The organism is Guopingia tenuis, assembly GCF_014384805.1.
Taxonomy (GTDB): domain Bacteria; phylum Bacillota; class Clostridia; order Christensenellales; family Christensenellaceae; genus Guopingia; species Guopingia tenuis.
This window is the reverse complement of record NZ_JACRSS010000001.1, coordinates 110,989-130,332: the sequence shown is the minus strand read 5'-3', so window position 1 is coordinate 130,332 and position 19,344 is coordinate 110,989. Positions and strand designations below refer to the sequence as shown.

General features: G+C 49.7%; 25 protein-coding genes, 2 tRNA genes, 1 pseudogene and 1 riboswitch. Of the genes and pseudogenes, 4 read left to right on the top strand and 24 right to left on the bottom strand.

Translation table 11 applies throughout. The features are described from left to right. Nucleotides 1-136: 136 nt before the first annotated feature. From H8693_RS00645 to H8693_RS00590, 13 genes and pseudogenes are all read right to left on the bottom strand, one after another. Entirely contained in the window at nt 137-352 is a 216-nt protein-coding gene (locus tag H8693_RS00645) for a cold-shock protein (RefSeq protein WP_249279354.1), read from the bottom strand. A gap of 306 nt (nt 353-658) precedes the next feature. Then, nucleotides 659-1,426, bottom strand: coding sequence for an EFR1 family ferrodoxin (locus H8693_RS10760; protein WP_249280088.1), 768 nt, complete (start codon nt 1,424-1,426; stop codon nt 659-661). A gap of 422 nt (nt 1,427-1,848) precedes the next feature. Next, nucleotides 1,849-2,079 carry a hypothetical protein gene (locus H8693_RS00635; RefSeq protein WP_249279353.1) on the bottom strand — a complete coding sequence of 77 codons (231 nt, stop codon included), beginning with the start codon at nt 2,077-2,079 and terminating at the stop codon, nt 1,849-1,851. A gap of 361 nt (nt 2,080-2,440) precedes the next feature. After that, nucleotides 2,441-3,217, bottom strand: a complete 777-nt coding sequence (locus H8693_RS00630; protein ID WP_249279352.1) for a sigma-70 family RNA polymerase sigma factor — start codon at nt 3,215-3,217, stop codon at nt 2,441-2,443. Between the two features lie 193 nt (nt 3,218-3,410). Further along, nucleotides 3,411-4,028: a hypothetical protein gene (locus H8693_RS00625; protein WP_249279351.1), complete on the bottom strand. Its 618-nt coding sequence runs from the start codon at nt 4,026-4,028 to the stop codon at nt 3,411-3,413. 16 nt (nt 4,029-4,044) lie between these two features. After that, nucleotides 4,045-4,263 carry a hypothetical protein gene (locus tag H8693_RS00620; protein ID WP_249279350.1) on the bottom strand — a complete coding sequence of 73 codons (219 nt, stop codon included), beginning with the start codon at nt 4,261-4,263 and terminating at the stop codon, nt 4,045-4,047. A gap of 442 nt (nt 4,264-4,705) precedes the next feature. Next, complete coding sequence (locus tag H8693_RS00615) at nt 4,706-5,260, bottom strand: hypothetical protein (RefSeq protein ID WP_249279349.1); 555 nt, start codon at nt 5,258-5,260, stop codon at nt 4,706-4,708. A 198-nt stretch (nt 5,261-5,458) separates the two neighbouring features. After that, nucleotides 5,459-5,698 (bottom strand): hypothetical protein, encoded by a 240-nt coding sequence (locus H8693_RS00610; RefSeq protein WP_249279348.1) that lies wholly within the window; start codon nt 5,696-5,698, stop codon nt 5,459-5,461. A gap of 79 nt (nt 5,699-5,777) precedes the next feature. After that, on the bottom strand, nt 5,778-6,038 hold the full coding sequence (locus H8693_RS00605; RefSeq protein WP_249279347.1) for a hypothetical protein: 261 nt from the start codon (nt 6,036-6,038) through the stop codon (nt 5,778-5,780). A 73-nt stretch (nt 6,039-6,111) separates the two neighbouring features. After that, nucleotides 6,112-6,912, bottom strand: coding sequence for a DUF6291 domain-containing protein (locus tag H8693_RS00600; RefSeq protein WP_249279346.1), 801 nt, complete (start codon nt 6,910-6,912; stop codon nt 6,112-6,114). After that, a complete protein-coding gene (locus tag H8693_RS00595) occupies nt 6,909-7,217 on the bottom strand; it encodes a hypothetical protein (protein ID WP_249279345.1) in 309 nt (102 codons plus the stop codon). Before H8693_RS00595 ends, H8693_RS00600 begins: the two co-directional genes overlap by 4 nt. A gap of 71 nt (nt 7,218-7,288) precedes the next feature. Further along, nucleotides 7,289-7,471: pseudogene (locus H8693_RS10705) on the bottom strand (cysteine-rich VLP protein); the annotation flags it as partial. Between the two features lie 206 nt (nt 7,472-7,677). Next, nucleotides 7,678-7,947 carry a hypothetical protein gene (locus H8693_RS00590; protein ID WP_249279344.1) on the bottom strand — a complete coding sequence of 90 codons (270 nt, stop codon included), beginning with the start codon at nt 7,945-7,947 and terminating at the stop codon, nt 7,678-7,680. 422 nt (nt 7,948-8,369) lie between these two features. Between H8693_RS00590 and H8693_RS10640 the strand changes: the two genes are divergently transcribed. After that, nucleotides 8,370-8,585, top strand: a complete 216-nt coding sequence (locus H8693_RS10640; protein WP_283243710.1) for a helix-turn-helix domain-containing protein — start codon at nt 8,370-8,372, stop codon at nt 8,583-8,585. Between the two features lie 29 nt (nt 8,586-8,614). Beyond that, complete coding sequence (locus H8693_RS00585) at nt 8,615-9,175, top strand: hypothetical protein (protein WP_249279343.1); 561 nt, start codon at nt 8,615-8,617, stop codon at nt 9,173-9,175. Between the two features lie 52 nt (nt 9,176-9,227). Here the strand turns inward: H8693_RS00585 and H8693_RS00580 are convergent, their stop codons facing one another. From H8693_RS00580 to H8693_RS00570, 3 genes are read right to left on the bottom strand one after another with little or no spacing between them, the layout of a single operon-like run. Continuing rightward, on the bottom strand, nt 9,228-9,887 hold the full coding sequence (locus tag H8693_RS00580; protein WP_249279342.1) for a Rha family transcriptional regulator: 660 nt from the start codon (nt 9,885-9,887) through the stop codon (nt 9,228-9,230). A gap of 19 nt (nt 9,888-9,906) precedes the next feature. Then, entirely contained in the window at nt 9,907-10,095 is a 189-nt protein-coding gene (locus tag H8693_RS00575; protein WP_249279341.1) for a helix-turn-helix domain-containing protein, read from the bottom strand. A gap of 25 nt (nt 10,096-10,120) precedes the next feature. After that, nucleotides 10,121-10,318: a helix-turn-helix domain-containing protein gene (locus H8693_RS00570; RefSeq protein WP_249279340.1), complete on the bottom strand. Its 198-nt coding sequence runs from the start codon at nt 10,316-10,318 to the stop codon at nt 10,121-10,123. 143 nt (nt 10,319-10,461) lie between these two features. Here H8693_RS00570 and H8693_RS00565 point away from each other — a divergent pair, with 143 nt between their 5' ends. Both H8693_RS00565 and H8693_RS00560 read left to right on the top strand, forming a co-directional pair. Continuing rightward, entirely contained in the window at nt 10,462-10,893 is a 432-nt protein-coding gene (locus H8693_RS00565) for a helix-turn-helix domain-containing protein (protein WP_249279339.1), read from the top strand. A 4-nt stretch (nt 10,894-10,897) separates the two neighbouring features. Beyond that, complete coding sequence (locus H8693_RS00560) at nt 10,898-12,070, top strand: tyrosine-type recombinase/integrase (RefSeq protein ID WP_249279338.1); 1,173 nt, start codon at nt 10,898-10,900, stop codon at nt 12,068-12,070. A 109-nt stretch (nt 12,071-12,179) separates the two neighbouring features. Here the strand turns inward: H8693_RS00560 and H8693_RS00555 are convergent. The 8 genes from H8693_RS00555 to H8693_RS00520 all read right to left on the bottom strand — a co-directional run bounded on the left by H8693_RS00555 (nt 12,180) and on the right by H8693_RS00520 (nt 18,946). Then, nucleotides 12,180-12,256: transfer RNA gene (locus H8693_RS00555), tRNA-Pro, on the bottom strand. 5 nt (nt 12,257-12,261) lie between these two features. Then, nucleotides 12,262-12,337, bottom strand: a tRNA-Thr gene (locus tag H8693_RS00550). 76 nt (nt 12,338-12,413) lie between these two features. Then, nucleotides 12,414-13,553: a THUMP domain-containing class I SAM-dependent RNA methyltransferase gene (locus H8693_RS00545; protein ID WP_249279337.1), complete on the bottom strand. Its 1,140-nt coding sequence runs from the start codon at nt 13,551-13,553 to the stop codon at nt 12,414-12,416. Next, a complete protein-coding gene (locus H8693_RS00540; RefSeq protein ID WP_249279336.1) occupies nt 13,543-14,421 on the bottom strand; it encodes a hypothetical protein in 879 nt (292 codons plus the stop codon). Before H8693_RS00540 ends, H8693_RS00545 begins: the two co-directional genes overlap by 11 nt. Before the next feature lies 1 nt (nt 14,422). Beyond that, nucleotides 14,423-16,132, bottom strand: a complete 1,710-nt coding sequence (locus tag H8693_RS00535; RefSeq protein ID WP_249279335.1) for a tetratricopeptide repeat protein — start codon at nt 16,130-16,132, stop codon at nt 14,423-14,425. A 13-nt stretch (nt 16,133-16,145) separates the two neighbouring features. Further along, nucleotides 16,146-17,024: an Hsp33 family molecular chaperone HslO gene (hslO, locus tag H8693_RS00530; RefSeq protein ID WP_249279334.1), complete on the bottom strand. Its 879-nt coding sequence runs from the start codon at nt 17,022-17,024 to the stop codon at nt 16,146-16,148. Nucleotides 17,025-17,045: 21 nt separating this feature from the next. Next, nucleotides 17,046-17,795 carry a class I SAM-dependent DNA methyltransferase gene (locus H8693_RS00525; protein ID WP_249279333.1) on the bottom strand — a complete coding sequence of 250 codons (750 nt, stop codon included), beginning with the start codon at nt 17,793-17,795 and terminating at the stop codon, nt 17,046-17,048. Further along, nucleotides 17,792-18,946: a M20 metallopeptidase family protein gene (locus tag H8693_RS00520; RefSeq protein ID WP_178620123.1), complete on the bottom strand. Its 1,155-nt coding sequence runs from the start codon at nt 18,944-18,946 to the stop codon at nt 17,792-17,794. The genes H8693_RS00525 and H8693_RS00520 overlap by 4 nt, the downstream gene beginning before the upstream one ends. 176 nt (nt 18,947-19,122) lie before the next feature. After that, nucleotides 19,123-19,312: riboswitch (Lysine riboswitch) on the top strand. Nucleotides 19,313-19,344 lie beyond the last annotated feature (32 nt).

Below are 19,344 nucleotides of genomic sequence, written 5' to 3'. Positions count from 1 at the left end.
AAAGACTTTTGGGCGCGCCGCTCCAAAATGAAGATATTCCTTATTTTAAGCCATTTTCCCCGATTTTGCAATATTTCCTTTTTTCCATAAAAAAGAAGGAGCCGCCGTCTGGCAGCCCCCGCTCTTTTAAACTTGCTCAGCCAACAGGGCAAACGTTCACTGCCCGCAGCTTGCTGCTGTTTCTGGGATCGCTCTCGATATCAAAGGTCACCTTCTGTCCTTCTGCAAGAGTCTTGAAGCCATCCGCTACGATTGCAGAAAAGTGCACAAAGACATCGCCCGTTCCGTCATTGTTAGAGATAAACCCGAACCCTTTTTCTGCGTTAAACCATTTTACTGTACCTTCGTTCATCGTGGTACCTCCTCTGAAATTTGCTTCTTTCATGTATAAGAAAAAACTCACATACTTTTGTAAGCCATCTAAATGAACAAATGACTTACAAAAATATGTGAGTTCAATCGATACATTAAGAATGCTCTTTCAATATACTATACCGTTTGAGGGATGTCAAGTATTTTTACAAAAAAACGGGGATTTTTCCCGCCCTAACGGGATTTTACTGTCCGTCTTCTCCATTTTTTCAAAACAGGGGGCGCCAGTTCTCCCTGCAGCAATCTATTTCACGATTTCTCCTTCCGGTCTTCGCCGGCTTTTCCCCTATTTCAGATAATACCTCCGCAGGCCTTTTGTATGGTTTCCGTATTCAATACACTCTGCAGGACAGCCGCAGATGCAGGCCATACAATGGGTACAGTCTCCATTCCATACAGGTTTTCCCGACACTATCCGGATGTTATTCATCGGGCATAAGGTTTCGCATGTTCCGCAGGAAATACAGCCGTCATGGACTGCAAATTTCTTATCCTTAACTACCCATCGATAGAAAAACCAACGGACGACACTGCTCTTCAATCTATCCGTCAATGTGATCTTTTTTTCCGGAAAAAATCCCCCGCGGCGGACAATTTGAACCGCTTCCTCCAGCTCTTTTTCGGCGGCAGAGATAATCTTCTTTTCCTCAGCCTCCGGCGGAGCGGAAAAAACCGCAATATAGTTTTCCGGCATGACAATTTCCTTGACACCCCTATACTGAAATCCCTTTCTTTTACACAGCTTCCGCAGCGGCTTTTGCGCGTTGCCAATGTCATCGCCGCAGTCCATAATAAAATAGCAGCCAGTATTGCCGGAAAAACGGCTGCCGTCAATAAATTTTTCAAAAATCTGCGGAATTTGCCAGGAATACGTCGGGCAGACAAACACATAGGGAGAGTCGGAGTAAAAATCCCCGGTTTTATTTTCTTTTATCAACGCGTTGGCCGAAACCAGGCTGTCATCCAACTTCTGCGCAGTGAGTTTTGCCAAGTATCTGCTGTTTCCTGTACCCGTAAAATAAATAACCACCCACGATTCTCCTATATCCGGCATTTCTTTTTTATTCACACCACCGGGCGCACTTTTATTATATCACAAGCACCTGGTATTTTCCTAGCTGGGTCTATGACTGTCCACCCACCGCATCCATTATATCCCCGAAAATTGCTGCATTTTCCCATTTTCACGCATAGCATTCCGGCAATGAATTGGCGCGGATTGTCCAAATGTAAGGCGGCAACTTGAGACAATTCTAAAAATTCCACCCAAAACCAGGAGGACATCCGCCAACAAAATTTATCGCGGAGCAGCAGGATATTTCAATAAAACTATCTTTAGATTTTTATGCCGCTCCTTAAAAACAGGCATGAAAAAAGCCCGAAAACCGCATGGTTACGGGCTTTTTGATTGGTCGGGGTGAATTGTAAGATTTATAAGTTTTACATAATCTATTGAGAGCGTTGATCTCAAACAAACTATGGAAGAATTGCAAATTCCACTTCCTCAGGATATACAACCTCGGAATCATGCGGCCAATCAAAGAAAAAAGTTATATCGCGTTCCTTTTGATTTGGATCATCATTCGCAGGAATGAGCCGAATCTTTTTATTATTCTGAACCCATCCAAGTTTTATAATCTTCTTTATCGTTTTTGCTTTATAAGATTCTGGTGTATCTGGAGCAAACCTTACACAAATCTGTTTCACTTATTTCCCCTCCAATAAATCGATAATTAACATAATCTATACTTATAACCAGAATAACATAAAAATTTGTATTAAGCAAAATAAAAAGCCGAAATTTGTTAAAAAACAAATTTCGACTATGGTCGGGGTGACAGGATTTGAATTTGTCACCCATCATTTTATTTAGTGTTTTCCTATCGCATTTATTTTTCAAAAAATCGCTTTATATAGGCTTTTTTCGGCATATTTCATATTTTGGATATCGTTCTGTAAAATCGTGTAAAGGGTAAATTAAAGGGTCATTTTTAAGCTGTAAAGGGTCAAATAAAGGGTCAAAAAACAGGCAGTTTTTGACAATTTTTTTGTACTATAAATTTTTGTTTTAATATGCCTTACACGTCTTTTCATCCAGATCATAGAGGCGCAGGACGGCCCGTTCTACGCTGCTTCCATTCCATTCCAGAAACGTTTGCAGGCCCGTTGCGCGGTAGGCCAGATTCACTGTATATTCCTCCCGGTATTCCCGCAGCTCCTTTGCGTGGTACATTTTTCTAAGCGCCCCCGAATACAGGCGGGATATGCGCCCATACTTCTGCCCCGTCTCTTTGGCAATCTCCGCCACGGTCTGCCCACGATAGAACACACGGGATATAATCCCATCTTCATCGGCGTTTAAATGGGCACGGGCCGCCGCAATATCTTCCCGGGCTTTCTCATTGTATACCGTATCTATCACCGCTTGGAGCGCATTTTCTGCCGTATCATCCGCCACCGTATCCCCCAGGGTTAAACCTTCTTCCCCCTCTATTATTTGCCGTTCCAGGCTTAGGGCGGCGGGCTGCGCGTCATATCGCTGGGCTGCCGTGCGATATCCCAAGCAGTCCCACAATTCCTTTTTCAGATAGATGCAAAAGAAGGTGGAGAATTTACACCCCACGGACATGTCATATTTTTCCACCGCTTCCACCATTGCCAAATAGCTGCACTGCATCAAATCCCCGGTTTCTATCCCCCGTGCCCTGTACCGATCCTGATACCTGGTATAAAACCGCTGTACCCAGTACCGCGCCAGCTTCTCCACGCCGCTCCATAGCTCCCCGGCGTATTGGCTTTTGCCCCTTTGCAGCAAAATAGCTAGTTCTTCGTTGCTTTTCTGCATGGCTTTTCCTCCTTGGTTTTCGGTGGTGGGTGCTCTTTTCAAACAAACAAAAAGCACAATACTTGACATTTAATTCGTAGTGTGCTATACTTTTTTATGATAGAGGCAAGTCATGCAGGGCGGCATACTATCGGAAGTGGGAAATTGCTCTTTTTCGGAAAAGGCGGTCAGAAATGGCCGCCTTTTTCGTCTCTTAGAATACAATGCTTGTGCTTGGCATAGTAGAAGATTCGCCCTTGGCTATATCCAAAACCGCCTGCAATTGCCCCAGCAGACCCCGGAAAGCCCTGCCCCCTTCGGATGCCCAGTTGTTAAACTCCAATACTTCCCGCCCGGCCAAGGATTGCAGCGCATACAGAGGATTTGCCGCGTGGATATTGAAATATCTTGATTTCAAGGCGGTGAATTTATCCAGTGTGGCGGCCAGTATCTTTCTTGCCGCATAATCTTCCAAATATGGGGACATCATGCCCCGCAACACATCCGGATCGGTATCAAATGCGCCGCCGCTGTTTTTTATGGTTTCTACCACGTTGCGGAATCCAGTATCCGCGGCAAACTTCGGGCTGCTGATCGCCTTTCTGGCCGCCTCTATAGCTTTTGCATATTCGGCCTTGTATTCTTCTTTATCCCGCTTTGCACGGGTTTCCATGCCGGTATCCAGCTTCTTGATGCTGTCCTTGAGCTGCAAACTTCCTATTGCTCCGTCCACCGCCTGTTTTTCCAGCTGTCGGCGCGTGTCGTGGTATTCCGCCGCCGCCTGCCTATATTTGCTCACAATGTCCATCAGTCTTTCAATCTCTCGAATCATCTTTTATTCCTCTCCTTTATCCTTTCCATTCATCCAGCTTGCTTTGTATCTCGTCAATCTGCCTTTGCTGTTCATCCGCCCGGATGCTTCCAAGAACGGCATTACAGGCTAGAATAATCGTGTTTGCGGTTTTGCTTTCTATTTCTCCGTTAATGGTCATGTTGGCAATCCGCGCCAGTGTCCGCCGCACTTCCCGCGGGCTGCTCATTTTCAGACTGATCCTGCGCTTTGCCATCTTCTTCCCCCTCTCCGTAATCCTTCATAAGCGTAATATTTGCGTGATTTTCTGCATACAACATAGCTTCCGGCAGCGTCTCATATCGGGTAATATCCTTTTCCCGCTCTGATCTGTCCATAACTACGATTGTGCATTCGTAATAGGTCCCCATATTCTCTATATATGCCAGCCTGTCCGGCTGCGTAAACAGTCCCATTTTCTCCGCTTTCTTTTTCAGTTGGTCAAGTGTCGCCATTCTTTCATCCTCTCTGCTGTCCTGGGGGGTATCCCCCCGGAAAAACCCCTTGCTTTTGCTCCAAACCGTGATTTTTATATCTGCTTTTTTCCACCGTTTCCGGGGACGGGTTGGCAGATTTCCCGCCCCCTTTCACGGCTTTGGCAGGACAACATCTCAAGCCATATATAGCATAGCATATAGCTTGGATGCACCCTGCCAATTTTACAGTTCCATATATTTTTTTACGGCGGCAAAGAATTGGTTTTTGTGCCGATAGAAGCTCCGCTCGGATACCGGGAGAAAAAAACGGGCCTGCATCTTTTCAAACGTGTGTTTTCTCGGCTCCTTGCAGGACAGCCAGACGCAAAGCCGCAAGTTCTCCCGCTGCTCCCGCATCATGGTTTCTTTTTCTCCAATCTCCTGCCGGGCATTCTCCAATGCCTGTACAATTTTTGTTTTCGGATCGCTGTCAATTGCTTCCATTCGGGCGGCAAACTCCGATGCGCGGCGCTCACCGGCTTCCCGCCTGTCTATGGCTCTGGCATACCCGAACCGCGCCCGCTCTCGTTCGGTTTCGCACCATCTCCGCCACTCGTCATATTTTCGCATGTATCCCATGATAATTTGCCGCGTGGCCTTATCTACTGCATGTTTGTTATACGTTTTTTCGTCCTCCTTCTCCTGCCCTAACTCGTCCGGAACTCGTCCGGCAACTCGTCCGCCTCCCGGACGAATCGGCTCAATTTTGAGCGGATTGCAGGAACGTGAGTCCTCCATGAGGATTCACTGAGTCCTCCATGAGGATTCACTGAGTCCTCCGTGAGTGCTCAAATGTAATGTTTTGTAAGGTTCTGTTTAAGAGATTGCATAAGAGGCCGTATAAGAGATGCTTATACTGTTGCTTCTACATTGCTTCCACGTTTCTTCCACGCTTCTTCTATCTTTTTGCCCGAAAACTTCGGAGAATCCCCCTTTTCACTGCCCGATTATGGTCATATACTTAAACCCGTCAAGGCTGTCTGCAAACACAAACCGCCCCGCCGCATCCAGCACAAGCGCATGCACCTGTTCATTACATATTTCCGATGTTGATTCTACCAGCGCAAGGCATGCGACACGCTTCGTTGTCACAATATCCATTTCCGCATCATCATACATGGCGAATATGTTTCCCTGCGTTGGTATGATCTGTTTGATTCGTGCCAGTTTTTTCATTGGCTTCTTTTCTCCTTTCTTCGTTCCGCCTGCGGATCCCTCAATTTTGAGGAATCCCGCTCTCAAATACCCGCCACCATTAAAGCTCCACATCTATTCCATCGTCCATGAGTTTAAAAAGGGTTTCTTGTTCCCTTTTCACTGCTTCACGCAGAAAGCGAAACGCGGCTAAAAATTCATTGTATTTTTCCCCTTTTATCCCTTCATCTATGGTGTTTTGCAAGTGTCTTTCCTGTATTGCCAACATACACTCATATATGCCTTCCAGGTTGCAAGCTGGTTCAATTATCCATTCATAAGGATCGATGTTCATTGTTCTTTTCCCTTCCGCGCTTGGCATTGCTTTTTCCTCCGTTTTTCACTCTTTTTAGGGGCTTGGGTTTCCCTGTTGGTTCTTTCCTAACCCGTCCGCCTTAATAGCATTCTTCAAAAAATCTCAAATCGCGAATACGTCCGCTTACAAAATGATTGATATTGTAGTCGCAGTCTTCGTATTTTGTCCGAAAGTGCTTACTAATCAGTTGTTCGTACTGCGACGCCTCTATATCCTGCGTACACCCGTGGTTTTCATCTATATAAGGCAGTTTATTCATGATCTGCCTTATATTCTCTGTGCTAAGTTTAGGATGCTCGCGCCCTCTATACTTCCGGTAATACTTGAAATACGTCTTAAAGATTGTTTCAACCTCCTTTTCTGTATAGGGGTAGTCCTCCATTTCTTCATACGCTTGTCTGATCTGTTCACAAACAACATCAAAATCAAAGGAGGGGGAGGTGGCGCGGTGTGCAACTGGCTTGTCCAGTTGTGCACCCTTATATCCCTTATAAGGGTCGCCTTGGCGACCGCGCGCACTATCACTATCATTATCAGGTTCAGTAACAGTATCATTTACAGTAACAGTATCATTTACAATTACATTATCAGCTTGATTTGCTAAGCACTCCCTAGCATTGTTAGCCTTTGCTAAACCTCCTTTTTTTCCTGCTTCTCGTCTTTTTCGAACCTTTTCCTCCCATTTATTAAAATCCCTATCCATCTGGGACGAAATAAACGCATAGGCCATCTTGCACATAGCGTCTAATTGTTCGGGTTCTTTTCCCATGGCGTGAAGAAAAATAGCGGTTAACAACTCCCCCTTTTGGTTAGTAGTTAAAAGATTGATTTGTTCCCAGTAATCGGTATACAGTACAAAACTGTTTTTATCTTTGCTCAATTTTGCTTTGCTCCTTTCCTCCATTTTTTGTTCTCTTTTTTAGGGGCTTGGGTTTGTCCGGTTGATTCTCTTTTGTCACGATTTAGAACCCCAATTTTAGGGAGATTGGTATAAATGTTCCAGCCCCCGAAAAACACACCGCGCAAACCTGCATTACTACGCACTTTTTTCTTTTCTAAATCGTGACATTTGCCCCCCTTTGTTTTCTCTTTCGTTCCCGATTTTTTATTCTGTTCCCCTGCGCTTCGCATTTGGGGGAACAATATACTTGCCGATTGCTTGCCGGGACAAATTCCGCGCCGCATATTGCGCAGTTTTTCCGCACCGCATCCCGGAACAGAAGTTCCGCCTCAAGCGTGGAGTTGAGCGGCAACACACACTTTTTGAAATATTCGCATATTTTCCCGCTGGGCGGGTTTATCATACTGCATAAAGTGTCGCGCCTTGCGCAATAATCCATGCTGCGCCCTCCCCCATCGTCTGGAAAATGGTTAGCACATTCCGCCCGGACGAGATGCCGAATCTCTCTTTTTTGTTTGCTTGTATATTTGTAATTCATTCCCTCTCGCTCCTTTCTCTTTTAGCATTCACTTTTATATTTGCAGCCCTTGACGTTCAGCCCGGGGACATCATGGAGCACATCCAGGAGGGCAAATAACGCCGTATTTTTAGTTGCAACCGGGCTGTTTTTCTCCTTTTCGGGCGGCGGGTATTATTATCTCCTTCGCCCGCCGCCCATCTCAGATCGCAAATTTCGGCCTATTTTCATGCCACGGAAAACCGCCGCGCCTCCGTGGTCTTTATGTACTGTTCATACATTGCCGCATGTTCGGCCTTAAAGGTCTTGCTGTCAAACCGTTTCAGCTCGTAACGCTTCCACCGCACGTTGATTCCCTCAACGCTGATCTCTTCCTGCTCGCCCATATATGCCTTAATATCATCTTCCAGTGCGGCTATAGCGTCTTGCAGTTCGTTCAGCAGGGCCTTATATTCCCGGTATTCATTCAATCTGCTTTTCAATTCGTTTGTACTCATGGTTATTGCTCCTTTTTCTGGAAAGGCTCCAAGCTTGTTTCCCTGATCTGCGGCCCGTACCGTCATCTGGTTTCCATCGGTTTGCCTTTCCTCGTTGGGTTGTGCTATACTGATTGTAAGGGCGGCGGGCATTACCCCGCCACCCCCGGAGGTTAGTTCAGTGCCCGAATCGCTTCTTTCAACGATTCTTTCGCACTGCCGGCAACATACCAGATGCCGTCAATTCTTTTGAGTGTGAACATCCTTTTACCTCCTTTCCGCCACCTGCTGCAACAGGTGGCTTTTTTTGGGGGTTTTCTTAACCCTTGAACATATTGTATTACGTTTTTCGTAATTTGTCAATACGTTTTTCGTAATTTATTTTACTTTTTTCGTATTGACATTGTACGCTTCTCGTAGTATACTTTTAATGAAAGAAGGTGATGACAACGTCTATTAGTTTTAAGCTAAAGCAACTATTGGCAGTAAAAGGAATTACACAAAAGCAGCTTGCCGAACTAACGGGCATTCGACCGCCTACAATTTCGGCGATGTGCAACAACCACGCAAAGCATATTCCCGTTGATGTACTTGATAAAATTTGCAGTGTTTTAGACTGCCAGCCAAGCGACATTGTAGAATATGTAAAAGAGCAATAGCACCTCAGTAAATAAGAGGATATAGAACCATGAAGATATACACTATAATCGGCGGCGTAAACGGCTGCGGCAAGTCCAGCTTAACGGGAGCATTGAAAGCAGAACGGCGCGATCTGGGCGTTATTATCGACGTTGACAAGCTCGCGGCAGAACTGGGCGGCGATAACCTTGAAGCAGGCCGGGCCGCTATCAAAAAGATTGATGATTGCTTGTCCCGTGGCATTTCCTTCACCCAGGAAACCACGCTTGCGGGCCGCAAAACCGAACAGACGATAAAGCGCGCCCGTGACCTGGGCTACACCATCCGGCTCTATTATATCGGCCTGAACTCGGCGAATGAGTGCTTAAAACGCATTGAAAACCGCGTTGCCAAGGGCGGCCATGATATTCCCGCCGAGGACGTTACAAGACGCTTCAAGGGCCGTTTTGCCTCTCTGCTCCGCATTCTTCCATATTGCGACGAGGTCACGCTGTTTGACAACGACAACGGATTTATAGAGGTGGCGGAATATGTCAACGGGGAATTGCTCCCTAAGGGCGATTATCGGCCCGCCTGGCTCCGGGAATTGCTCGGCATAATGGATAAATAAATCTCTCCTGATTCTATAGGGCCGCCCCAAAATTGGGGAGCCCTTTTTTGTCTCACCCCGCTTCTCTCTGCCCCGGGCTGATCCACAACATTCCCTTGATATCGTCATATCGGAATCCCTCGTCCAGAAGGGCGGCAACCACCGTCTCCTTGCGCTTATACGCGGCCAGCTCCTGCGCCGTCAGAAGATCAGCCGCCGCCATTCCCGGCGCGCTGCGCTCTTTTTTTAGCTGCTTTGCCGTCTTTCCCGCCACCGCCTTATAAATCATGTCGGTATATGCCTTGTATGCGTGGCCGTGCATGCGCTCATTTTCTCCGCTGTCCCGGACGGCATCTGTCAGGGCACGGCGCACGGGCTTTCCCTCCGCTCGTATATGGCGGCGCGTTTCCAATTCCCCGCGCATGTCGAAAAATTGCCGCACAAGCTCTACCTTGAATTGCGTCACCGCTTCGGTATTGCGCAGAAAGGTAATGAGAAGGGTTGCCTGCTGCTCGTTTAAATGGTAGGTTTTGAGATAGTTTCCGCTCCCATTTTTAACAATCTTTCGGATTTCAAATCTCAAAGATCCGAATACTTCCAATCTCTCCTTCTTTTCTCGAATCAGCCGTTGCACTGCTGGAAGTTTTACCCCCGCGCACTCCGCTATAATTTCATCCGTGGTATACGGCTCCATTTTCTTGTTTACAGGCTCAATGAATACCAGTTCTTTCATGCCTCTCCCCCCTCATTTTTCATTGCATTTCTGCCGCTGTTCCGGCCTCCCTGTCCATCCATGCCAACAATGCCTCTTTGGGGACGATAATCCGCCGCCCAATAGAGATTTTAGGGAACCCTGCCATATGCACCAGCTCATAGGCTTTCGGGCGGCTGATTCCCAAATACTGCGCCAGTTCATCAACGCTAAGTGTCGCTTTTTCCATAACTTCACCCCCTTTCTGTCAAGACTTATCCCTCATCCATGATTTCTGTTACATCTACGCCCAGCGCTTGGGCAATTCTTCCGGCGGTTTTTGGTTCACAAGTCCCACGAAGGGTTATTGTGCTTATATTCTGCCTGGAAATGCCGCTCCGCTCTGAAAGAACGCTTTTTGTAAAGCCATTTCTTGCCATAATAGCTTCAATTTTTCTAATACTGATCTTCATGTTCTTATGTCCCCCCATATTTTAAATGTTCCTTATAAGAACACCTTACCATCAAATTTTGTTACTGTCAAGAACTTTTTTTAAAAGCATTGAACTTTTGTTCCGAATAGGATACAATGTATTTTAGGGGGTGTATACCATTCATGGGAAATAAAATAAAAGAATGCAGAAAAAAAAGAGGCGTTTCACAAGAAGAACTAGCAAAACAAATAGGGGTAAAGCGCGCGGTGATTTCTAAGTATGAAACGGGGAAAATATCACCCCGATTAGATATGGTGCAGAAAATCGCCCGCGCACTTGGCGTGTCAATAGATGAATTATTAGGCGATACATTGTATATTGATACGTTGGAAAATATGGCCGATCTTTTAATTTCGGGGAAAGCAACCCAGGAAAACTTGGCAAAAAAAATGAAAGAATATTATCCAAATACTCCAGCCGACGAATTATTGCGGATAGAGATAGAAGCGGAAAAGGAACGCCACGCGCAAGCGGTTGTCTCTTTGCGTAGGTTACCAGAAGATCAACGGAAGGCCGTTTATACGATCATAGAAGCCATGAGTAGAAAGGAATAATAACATGCCACGCAAGACCACCAGAAATGCCCAGGGTGGCGGCACAATCCGCCAGCGTAAAGACGGACGCTGGGAGGCGCGTTATACCGTGGGCCGTGATCCCGGAACGGGGAAACAGGTGCAGCGGTCTGTTTATGGTATGACGCAGGCAGAAGTCAGAAAAAAGCTGCAAGCCGCCACGACCGCCATTGACAATGGAACCTATACCGAGCCTGCCCGGCTCACCGTGGCGCAGTGGTGCGATATATGGGCTAAAGAGTACCTGAACCATTTAAAGCCACGCACAAGGATTGAATATATTGCCCTTCTCACCAATCATATAAAACCCAAAATAGGCGGCGTTAAGCTGCAAATTCTTTCCCCGCATACCGTACAGACCTTTATCAACACTCTGCCCAAAACGGGAATATCACCAAAAACAACAAAGAACATTCACGGGGTCTTGCATAAGGCGTTGGAACAGGCCCGCCAGATCGGATATATTGCCCAGAATCCCGCCACGGGGACAAAGCTCCCCCGATGGGACAGAAAAGAAATAAAGCCCCTGGAATCCAAAGATATTGCCGCATTTATGGAGGCAATTCAAGGTGATCCTTATGAGGCTTTGTTTATGGTGGACTTATTTACCGGCCTGCGCCGTTCTGAAATTCTGGGGCTTACTTGGGATTGCATCGATTTTGAAAAAGGCACTGTTCATGTATACCAGCAGTTGCAACGCATAGGAAAGGAATATAACCTGGCTCCGCTAAAAAGCAGCAAGCCCCGCACTATTTCCCCCGCCCCGGACATTCTGCGCCTGCTTAGGGAACAGCGCAGGAAACAATCTGAATGGCGCATGGTGGCGGGTTCGAGCTGGGATCCCTGGAAGGGTGTGCCGCTGGTATTCACAAATGAGATAGGCGGGCATCTTTCCGATCAGACCGTATATAAGCACTTCAAGAAGATCATGGCATCGATTGGCCTGCCGGAAACGCGCCTGCATGATCTGCGCCACACTTATGCCGTCATGTCCTTGCAGGCCGGGGACGATGTAAAAACCGTGCAGGAGCATCTTGGCCACTATACCGCCGCTTTTACTCTGGATGTATATGGGCATGTCACCGAACGCATGCAGAAGGAAAGCGCCCGGAAAATGCAAACAATCCTTGATGGGTTAAAGGGTCAAAGCAAAAATTAAAGGGTCAAAATAGCGTTATAAAATTCTGTAAAGGGTAAATTAAAGGGTCAAACCCCTAAAAACAGGCATGAAAAAAGCCCGAAAACCGCATGGTTACGGGCTTTTTGATTGGTCGGGGTGACAGGATTTGAACCTGCGACCTCTTCGTCCCGAACGAAGCGCGCTACCAAACTGCGCTACACCCCGCTATATGGAGCCAACGAGGGGACTCGAACCCCTGACCTGCTGATTACGAATCAGCTGCGCTACCAGCTGTGCCACGTTGGCATCCTTCTTTTTGGCCTTTTGGGCCAGGCGCATCTCAAATGCACAAAACGAATTCTATCATATTCACGGCCGGTTGTCAACGAGTTTGCCGGGAAAAATCTTTAAAGTATTGATAAAATGTACATTTTATATTTCCATTATACAGCTTGCGCTTTTTATCCGCCTGTCTGCCGAATTTCCGCTCAAAGTCTGCGTCTGCGCTGAGGAAGTAGTAGCGGAATCCATGGATGCGCTTCATGCTTCGCCCCAGGGCTGCATACAGTTCCTTCACTTCCTGTTCTTCTCCCAGCCGCATGGCATAGGGCGGGTTGCTGAGAAGCGTTCCCTCCTCCGTGATCGGCGAAAAACAGGCCGCATCCACAGCGGAAAAATGAATCATGGATTCCACTCCCGCCCGGCGCGCATGAAACCTGGCCATCTCCACCATTTTATCATCAATATCCGAAGCGAAGATGGGAATGCCCGGGTTTTCTATCTCGCGGCTCCGCGCCGCTTCCCGCTCCAAAACAAAAGCCCTCTCCCATTCATCTGACCAATGCTGAGCGGCAAACGCCCGGCGAATCCCCGGTGCCTGTCCTTTTGCCCGCATCGCCGCCTCAATGGCAATGGTCCCGGAACCGCACATGATATCATAAAACGGACGGTCCCGCCAGCGTGTCAAATCGATCAGTCCCGCCGCCAGCGTTTCCCGAAGAGGAGCCGGACCGTTCTTTACCCGGTATCCCCGGCGGTTGAGTCCAGCGCCGCTGGCATTCAGACAGACCGAAACCTGATCCTTCAAAATATGGATATAGATGCCGGTTTCCCTTCCACTCTCCTTATAAAACCGCAGCCCATAGGCTCTGCGCAGGGCCTCTACTATCGCCTTTTTGGAAATAGACTGGATATCCGGGACGCTCTTCAGAACCGAGCGCACCGAATCCCCCGCCACGGGAAAACGCGCATCTTTGGAAAGCCATTCCTCCCATGGCATTGCCTTCACCCCCTCGAACAGCTCGTCGAAGGTTGTGGCCATAAATTCCTTTAAAACGATATATACCCGGTCCGCCGCCGTCAGCCAGAGATTCGCCCGGGCGATGCCCGAAAGATCTGCGGAAAAATACACCCGGGCATCCCGGGCATGGATATTTTCCGCCCCTAGCCGTTCCAGCTCCCGAGCCACTACGGCCTCCAGGCCGAAGGAACAGGCGGCATAGCACATCCATTTATTTTCCATGAGGAACCTCGCCGGCGTCCTGCGCGGATAAAAGGTCATAGAGCTTGTCCCCGGAAAAATCCCGATCCTCTATCTCCTCTCCGCCCAGCTGCTCCGCCGCATTTTTCAGCTCCAGAAATACATAGTATTCCAATCCCGGCTCCTCCATGGCCTGCCGCAGTGCGGGAAGCGCCGCCGGGTCGCCATAGCGGCCCAGGCACTCTGCAAGAAACGCCCGGTCTGCATCCGGCTTTGCAAATTCATCCAACAGGATCTCGCGGATATTATCCGACGGAGTCAGGCTGGAAAGCAGATCGATAAAGCATTTGCGCCCATAGCCGCGGCTTGCGGGGTATGCCTTGAGCAATATCTCCCGCGCCTCCTCCCCCGCATCGCCAAGGGCTTCCGCCGCTTCTTCGGCATACGCGCAGTCTTCTTCCAGATGAATGAGTTTTTCGGCATACCGTTCCAGAGGGTGCGGCAGCTCCATTTCCGTCAGAAGAGAGATTACTCCCGCCTGGACGTCCAGCAGCTCCTCCTGCTCCATATCCTGGCTCTCATTGGCAAAGAGAATATGGCAGAGCATGGGATATACTTTCTCCTTTTCCTCCAAAAGCCGTCGGAAAAGCGGGTCCGGCAGCTCTATTTCCGCCTTTTCGTATTCGATGAGCATGCTCACCAGCATTTCCGGCTCTTTAACCGCGTCAAAATAGGCGTTGGGGGACTTTCCGCCCAGCCATTTCATGGGCTGATCCAGCCATCCCTCCAGCATATCAAAATAAAGGTCATCCGCCTTTTCTTCATCCTCCAAAACCTCGGGATGATCTTTGCACCATGCAAAATAATCCTGGGTAAACCTTGCCTGAAAATCGATTAACTGAAGTTCCATATCATTTCTCCTCGTCTTTTGCGGGAAATACCTTCCGAAGCAGGGCGACACACCGCTTGACGGATTCCGGCTTTGCCTCCATCGCCTCTGCCACACGCTCCATTGTCCATTCTCCCCCTGCCGAAAGCCGGGGCAGGCAGATATAGAGAATAGCCGCGGCCCAAGCATTGGTGTTGCGCATCAGCGGCGCATGTTTCTGGGCGCTGATATACCGCCCGAAAATCTCCAGGGCAAAGGGCATGATCTCCCGGGCGTTCAGAATATCCGCCCCCTCGATGATGCGCTCCAGAACCTTCTGGCTGCTGGGATAGAGGCGGGTTTTGGCATCCTCCACCATGCCTACGCGGATCTCGGTGATCTTCCCGGAGATATAGGCAATATAGGGCTGCGAAGCGCCCATGCGCCGGAGAGCCAGAAGGGCGTCGTTCTTCGCCAGGTCCGGTTCGCTGCGCCGCAGCAGATAGCGCCGCAGAATCCCCTCTGCCTTTTTGTCGGCAAAGTTTCCAATGATATCCAAAACCGCCCGCTTTACGGACAGCTCCCCCAGGGAAAGGCCCCAGACCAAAAGCGAGGAAAAGACCTCGTCCTCCCGCCACAGCCTTTGCAGCTCCTCCGTTCCCTTCTGGAGGCTGGCATTGATAAACGCCATGCGCCGCCGGATCTCCTCCATGGGCACCTGATACGCATATAAAATGCGAACAGACTCCCGCTTCCCGTCACAGACCTCCTGCACCAAGTTTTTGTAATACAGCGCGATGGTATTTTCCGGATCGATCTTGATCATATCCATGAAATAGTCGAAAGCTTCGGCATAACGCCCGGTGTTGGCGGCGCTGGCGCCCATCAAAAAGAGCGTCCGCGCATCATAGGGCATTTCTTCCAGCACGGTTTGGAGGATGCGATAGGCCCGCTCATCCTCCATCAGTTCACAGTATGTGAGGGCCAGCTTCACCTTTTCATCCAGCTCCTCGGGAACCAGGCGGTCCAGGGCGGCAATGCAGTCCTCCCAGCTTTCCCCCGGCCCCAGGGAATTTTCAAAGAGAATTTTGTTGCAGGTAGCGTGGAGATTCTCCGGTTCCGCCGCTAAAACCTCCCGGGTCAGCTCCTGGGATTTCTCGGTTTCCCCGCAGCAGTAATAGGCCAGGGCCAGGTTGTTTTTGATGAACAGAAGGTCGGGATATTTCTGCAGCGCTGTGGAAAGAACCCGGATGGCCTGCTCATATTCCCCCTGATCCAAAAGATCCTTCCCCTCCTCGGCAATGTCATATGCCCCGGGCGGGACATCGTCCTCCAAAGCCTCCGCTTCTTCATATTCCATGAGATCCAGGAAATCCTGTGCTTCATAGGTATACATTCCTTCCGGGAATTCCTCTAAATACCGCGTAAAACATTCCCTGGCCTTATCTGCATCCCGCAGGCCAAAGAAATTGCAGCCCAGCCCGAACACACAGTCCCCCGGATCTCCCTTCTCCTTTGCGATCAGGGAAAAGAAAATATAATTGGATTCATCAAAGCAGCACAGCTCGGTATAGAGCTCTGCCAGCTCCATCTGATAATCCGTGTTTTCCGGATCTTTGGCCGCCGCCGCCCGCAGCGCCACAAGGGCGTCGATATAATTGCCGCGGTCTGCCAGTTTCTGGTATTTTAAATAGTGAAACCGCGCCTTTTGCTCAAAGCGCAGCACGTTGTTTTTCTGCTTTTCGATGCTCATTCGTTTCCTTTTATCAGTGTGTGGCTTCCTGGAGCAGACGGCGCAGCGCCTCCGCGTCAAACAGATATTTCTTGTTACAGAACCGGCACACGATTTCCGCCTGTCCGTCCTTTTCGATCATATCTGTAATTTCCTCCCGCCCCAGGGAGATGATAACCTGCTCCAGCTTTTCCCTCGAGCAGTCGCAGTGGTAGCGCGGCTCCCGGGTATCCAGCTCCTTCACATCCATCCCCGCAAAAATCGTCTTGACCGCCTCTGCCGGGGATTTGCTCAGAAGCAGCATAGCATAGTTCTGAATATCAAACAGACGGCTTTCAATATCCGAAAGCGTTTCCTCGCTGGCGCCCGGCATGGGGCTTATAATCAGTCCGCCCGCCCGGAGCACGCTGGTGTCGATATCCACCCAGACACTCAGATACACGATGCTGGGCTGCTGCTCGGACTGCAAAAAATAATAGGCCAGGTCCTCCGCGATCTCACCCGAGCGCAGTTCTGTCTTTCCCACATAGGCATCCTTCAGGCCCACATCCCGGATGACCGTCAAAAAGCCGTCTTTCCCGACGGCGCCGCCCACGTCCAGCTTGCCGTCGCTGCGGGCGGGGAGGTTTACCTGGGGATTTCCCATACAGCCACGAACCGTGCAGTCGCCCTTGGCCGTGGCCAATACGGTGCCCGCCGGGCCGCCGCCATTGATGTTGATGGTCAGAGAATGGGACGGATGCTTCAGCTCGCTTCCCATCATCACAGCCGCCGTCAGCGTGCGCCCCAAAACCGCCGTCGCCACGGGAAAGGTTTTGTGAATCGCCTTCGCCTCTTCCACCAAGTGCGTCGTATCCGAGGCCATCACCCGCACTTCATTGTTGATTATCAATCTCGTCAGTTGATCCTTCATCTGCCGTTTCCTGCTTTCTCATTATTTTACTGCCGCAAACTGCAGCCGCTCGGTTTCCGCCGAAGGCTGGTTTCGGGTTCCAAAGGCATAGACCTCCACCCGGGAAAATCCCGCCTCCGCCAGCATCTTTTTCAGCTCTTCTGCCGTATACGCCGCCTGCACCTGCTCCTCATCGCTGCGGGCATATAAATCCCCCTTCTCCTGCCGGGAAAAGAAGGTAAGCTCCATAGAAACCCGGCGCTTTGCCGCATCCCAGCGGTTCTGCCAGAAACAGGTGAGAGTTTCTCCATCGTCATAGAACAGCTCGTTTCCCAGAATATGCTCCAACTTATAGGCGCTGCTCACATCAAAAAGCAGCAACCCGCCTTCCCGCAGGGCCGCACAGGCTCCCGAAAAAAAGGCCAGCACCTCCCGGCGCTCCAGCAGATAATTTACCCCATCGCAGGCGCAGACAACCGCATCCTGCCGGGGAATTTGCAGCCGCCGCATATCCATCTGGGCAAAAGGCAGCTTGACCCCCGCCCGGCGGGCATTTTCTTCCGCCTCTGCCAGCATTTCGCCGGAGATATCCGACGCTGCCACATCATAGCCCATCTTCCGCAGGCGTATGGAAAGCATTCCCGTCCCGCAGGCCGTCTCAAATACCTTCTTGACGGGGATCTTTGCCTTTTGCAGGAGGCCATGGATATATTCCGCCCAGGCGTCGTAATCCACATCGCCCATCAGTTCGTCATAAAACTCCGCCAGTTTTTCATAGATACCCCCATTCATGGCAGATCAATCATCCTTGCCATAAACTCCAGGCCCACAAGCAGGTTTTTTTCGTCAAAATTAAAGCGGCTGGAATGCAGCGATTCCCCATGCTCCGCATCCTGAATGCCCAAAAACACGAACAGGCCGGGGATCTTTTCCTGATAGCAGGCAAAATCCTCCGCGATCATCACTTCTTCCGCCGGCACAAGGGTTTCATCTCCCCGGCCAATCTTTTCCACCGCCCGTTCCACCAGCTCTTTGGGGTTCACCACCGGCGGATAGGCAATTTCCACCTCAATTTCGGTTTTTACACCCATGGAGACCTCCAGCCCGCGGAGCATCTCTTTCAATCGCTCCATGATATATTCCGCCCTCTTCTGGTCAAAGGTGCGCACAGTCCCTTCGATTTCTACGCTTCCGCAAATCACGTTACGGGCTTCACCGCCGGAAATTTTTCCAAAAGTGACCACAGCCGTTTCCACCGGATCCATATTGCGCGAAACAATCGTCTGCGCCTGGCTCAGAAAGCTGGCTGCTGCCACCAGCGCATCCACACCATTCTGCGGCCGGGCGCCGTGAGCACCCCTGCCCGTGATGCGGATATTCACATCGCACATATTGGACATAAGCGGACCGGCTTTGATTCCAATCTTTCCGGCCGGGAGATACGGCCAGAGATGCTGGCCATAGATTTCATCCACATCCGGATGGGTCAGCGCCCCCGCCTCCATGAGCGGCCGGGCGCCGCCGTCGGCCTCCTCAGCGGGCTGAAATAAAAATACTACATTATATTGCAGGCTTTCCCGGTTTTCACAAACCAGCTTGGCCAGGCAAAGCATGGTGCTCATGTGCCCGTCATGGCCGCAGGCATGCATCGCTCCGGGATGCGTGGAGAGATAATCGATCCCCTCGTTGCATTCGTTCACCGGAAGAGCGTCGATATCCGCGCGAAAAGCTACTGTCTTTTGGGGATGCTGGGCCATAAACACGGCGCGCACTCCCGTTCCGCAGAGAATTTCCAGCTGATCCGGCGAAAGCTCCTTCAAATACGAATAAATATAGGCGCTGGTCTTCTTTTCCGTCCACGCCGGTTCCGGAATTTTATGTAAATCGCGGCGCACCCGCCGCAGCTCGTCCTCCATTGCCAATACCTGGCTTCTAATTTTCATTGGTATTCCTTTCGCTGCCTTTCTTTCTTATTTAAATAATATATACTATACAGGGAAGTTTTTCAAGCTCTCCCCTCCTCCGCCGGGCAGGGAGAATTTCAGAAAAACCCTGTAAATTCCCTTTCGCACATTGACAGTCTATTTTTGCAATGCTATAATGAGACAAAAGTTTATATAGAAAAGTCAGAGGAGCGCATTTTCAGGAGTATGGCAAGGTTAGGCGGCGGCCGCCAGAGAGCTTTGCCAGAAAGGGGAAACGCGCCGAAAGCGGAGTTCCTGCCGAAAGAACCGCCGCTTGGGTATACGGTGAATAACCGTATAACTGTCGCCTGTCATGGGGATGATAGGCGGAGTGCTGCTGGTTCCCCCGCCGCCTTGCCGAGTCAGGGTGGGCTTCT